The sequence below is a fragment of the Pantoea sp. CTOTU49201 genome (genome assembly GCF_032054795.1).
GTDB lineage: Bacteria > Pseudomonadota > Gammaproteobacteria > Enterobacterales > Enterobacteriaceae > Pantoea > Pantoea symbiotica.
The window spans coordinates 1-3,701 of sequence record NZ_DAMBSA010000440.1; the positions used below are offsets into that span (position 1 = coordinate 1).

General features: G+C 55.5%; 2 protein-coding genes. Both read left to right on the forward strand.

The annotated features are described in order from the left end of the window. A partial coding sequence (locus RTY00_RS21695) for a DNA gyrase C-terminal beta-propeller domain-containing protein (protein WP_312666163.1) occupies positions 1 to 1,444 on the forward strand: 1,444 nt, incomplete at its 5' end. Between the two features lie 163 nt (positions 1,445 to 1,607). Further along, a partial coding sequence (gene rcsC / locus RTY00_RS21700; protein WP_312666165.1) for a two-component system sensor histidine kinase RcsC occupies positions 1,608 to 3,701 on the forward strand: 2,094 nt, incomplete at its 3' end.

Sequence of the window (3,701 nt, forward strand, 5' to 3'; positions counted from 1 at the left end):
TGCACCAACGCCAGCCGAAGCGAAACTGGGCCTGTTGGCACAGTCGTGGGATCTGGGTAACGTTGCAGCGATGCTGGAACGTGCCGGTAACGATGCCGCGCGTCCGGAGTGGCTGGAAGCCGAGTTTGGTATTCGCGATGGTCAATATTATCTGACCGAACAGCAAGCGCAGGCGATTCTGGATCTGCGTCTGCAGAAACTGACCGGCCTTGAGCACGAAAAACTGCTCGACGAATACAAAGAGCTGCTGGATCAGATCGCTGAGCTGCTGCACATCCTGCAGAGCGCTGAGCGCCTGATGGAAGTGATCCGTGAAGAGCTGGAGCTGATGCGCGATCAGTTCGGCGATGCACGTCGTACTGAAATCACCGCGAACAGTGCAGACATCAACATCGAAGACCTGATCAATCAGGAAGACGTTGTGGTGACGCTGTCGCATCAGGGTTATGTCAAATACCAACCGCTGACGGACTATGAAGCCCAGCGTCGCGGTGGTAAAGGCAAATCCGCCGCACGTATTAAAGAAGAAGACTTTATCGACCGTCTGTTGGTGGCCAACACCCATGACACCATTCTGTGCTTCTCCAGCCGTGGCCGTCTCTACTGGATGAAGGTCTATCAGCTGCCGGAAGCCAGCCGTGGTGCGCGCGGTCGTCCAATCGTCAACCTGTTGCCGCTGGAAGCCAACGAACGTATCACCGCCATTCTGCCGGTGCGTGAATACACCGAAGGCTTCAACATCTTCATGGCCACCGCGAGCGGTACCGTGAAGAAAACCGCGTTGCAAGAGTTCAGCCGTCCGCGTAGCGCGGGCATCATCGCCATTAACCTGCGTGAGGATGATGAGCTGATTGGTGTGGCGCTGACCAACGGTAGCGACGAAGCGATGCTGTTCTCTGCCGCCGGTAAAGTGGTGCGCTTCGCTGAAACTGCGGTACGTGCAATGGGCCGTTCGGCTTCGGGCGTGCGCGGTATCAAGCTGGCTGAAAGTGACAAAGTGGTGTCGCTGATCGTGCCACGTGAAGAGGGCGCGATCCTCACCGTGACGCAGAACGGTTACGGTAAACGTACCGCCAATACCGAGTATCCAACCAAGTCGCGTGCGACCCAGGGTGTGATCTCGATTAAAGTCACCGATCGTAACGGGCCGGTTATCGGTGCGGTACAGGTGGTGGATGGCGATCAGATCATGATGATCACCGATGCTGGTACGCTGGTGCGTACTCGCGTATCGGAAGTCAGCGTGGTTGGCCGTAACACCCAAGGCGTGATTCTGATCCGTACTGCGGAAGATGAAAACGTGGTGGGTCTGCAACGCGTTGCTGAGCCGGTGGAAGAGGAAGAACTCGACGCCATCGACGGTAGCGTAGCGGAAGGCGAGGATGATATCGCGCCGGAAGTGGACAGCGACGACGAAGCACCAGAAGCTGACGACGAAGAGTAATTCGTAACGGCTTTATTAAACGGCAGGTCAGGAAACTGGCCTGCCGTTTTTTTATCTGAGTTTTCCCCTAAAGGCGCGGGCTAGCTGGCTTTTTAGGGCCGATAAAGCTAGTGTATGAAAGCTTTTCAACATCCTGATAACTCTTACCGCCAGTGAGCCTCTTTTGAAATATCTTGTCTCCTTTCGCACTACGCTTCGAATTTCGCGCTATCTGTTTCGTGCGCTGGCGTTGCTGCTCTGGGCGCTGGGTGCGCTGCTGACCACTTTCTACATCATCAACGTGCTGCACGAGAAAGAGAACGCGGTGCGTCAGGAGTTTGCCACCAATTACGGTCAGGCTGAGTGGTACGTACGCCATTCGGCAGATGTGATGCGCGAACTGAAATACATCACCGAAAATCGCCTGAGCAGCAGTGCTAACGGTCTGGATGTGCTTAACGGTTTGCCGCCGGGCAAAGGTGCGCTGCCGCAGTTCACGCCGCTGTTTTCCGATGGCGACTGCACCTCAATGAGCAACACATGGCGCAACTCGCTGGATTCGCTCAGCTACTACATCAATTACTGGAAAAGCAATTTTGCCTCGGCGTATGAATTGAACCGCGTGTTCTTCATCGGTGGCGAAAACCAGTGTCTGGCCGATTTCACCATCGGCAGCAACAATTCAGTCGATCGTGAACGTAGCCTCAAAGCGCTGCGTGAACGCGTGCTGCACTATCGCAACGGCAATGAAGAAGAGCGCCGCCAACCGATGTATTGGATCACCAGCAGCGCGCAGCCGGGCGTCGGCAACTTCTATATGGTGATGCCGGTGTATGTGGCGAACAAACTGCAGGCGCTGCTGGGCGTGGAGCAGAACATCCGCCTTGATGAGTTCATTCAGCCGGGCGGTTTGCCGCTGGTGGCCACCATCACCGATGAAAATTACCGTCCGCTGCTCAGTTCACGTCGCGGCGGGCCGGGCTATTCGCTTGACGATCTGCCGGACAACAGCACCTGGTTCGGCTATCTCGACAGCTATCGTCAGCTGGTGCTGAAGAAGCCGCTGCCGCCGTCAAACCTCAATGTTGTGTGGTCGCTTTCCACCGACGTGTTGATGGATCAGCTCAAGCTGATGCTGATTAACGCGCTGTTGCTCAACATCTTCACGGCGGTGATCTTGTTCACGCTGGCGTGGATTTTTGAGCGCCGTATGTTCCTGCCGGCCGAAGAGAATGCGCATCGGCTGGAGGAGCACGAGCAGTTCAACCGTAAGATTGTCGCCTCGGCGCCGGTCGGCATCTGTATTCTGCGCACCAGCGATGGCACCAACATTCTGAGTAACGAGCTGGCACACAACTATCTGACGCTGCTGACGCAGGAAGATCGCCAGCGTCTGAATGAAATCATTGGCGGTCAGCAGGTTAACTTTGTCGATGTGCTGACCGGTAGCAACACCAACCTGCAAATCAGCTTTGTGCATTCGCGTTATCGCAATGAAAACGTGGCGATTTGCGTGCTGGTCGATGTCTCGGCGCGCGTGCGTATGGAGCAGTCGCTGCAGGAGATGGCGCACTCAGCCGAGCAGGCCAGCCAGTCGAAATCGATGTTCCTTGCCACCGTCAGCCATGAACTGCGCACGCCGCTGTACGGCATTATCGGTAACCTCGATCTGCTGCAAACCAAAGTGCTGCCGAAAGGCGTCGATTCACTGGTGACGGCGATGAACAACTCGTCGAGCCTGCTGCTGAAGATCATCAGCGACATCCTCGACTTCTCGAAGATTGAATCCGAGCAGCTGAAAATTGAGCCACATCCTTTCTCGCCGCGAGAAGTGGTCAATCATATTGCCAGCAACTATCTCTCGCTGGTGGTGCGTAAACGCCTGACGCTGTATGTATTTATCGAAAACGATGTACCGCTGACCCTGGATGGCGATGCCATGCGTCTGCAGCAGGTGATATCTAACCTGCTGAACAATGCTATCAAATTCACCCACACCGGCTGCATCATCCTGCATGCTTACGTCAAAGAGGGATATCTGGCGTTTCGCGTGCGTGATACCGGCGTCGGTATTCCGGCCAAAGAGGTGACGCGTCTGTTCGATCCGTTCTTCCAGGTAGGTTCGGGTGTGCAGCGTAACTTCCAGGGAACCGGCTTAGGGCTGGCGATCTGTGAAAAGCTGATCAACATGATGGACGGCGATATCGAAGTCGATTCCGAACCGGGCATGGGCAGCCAGTTTATCGTGCGTATTCCGATCTATCCCGGTCAGATGGCG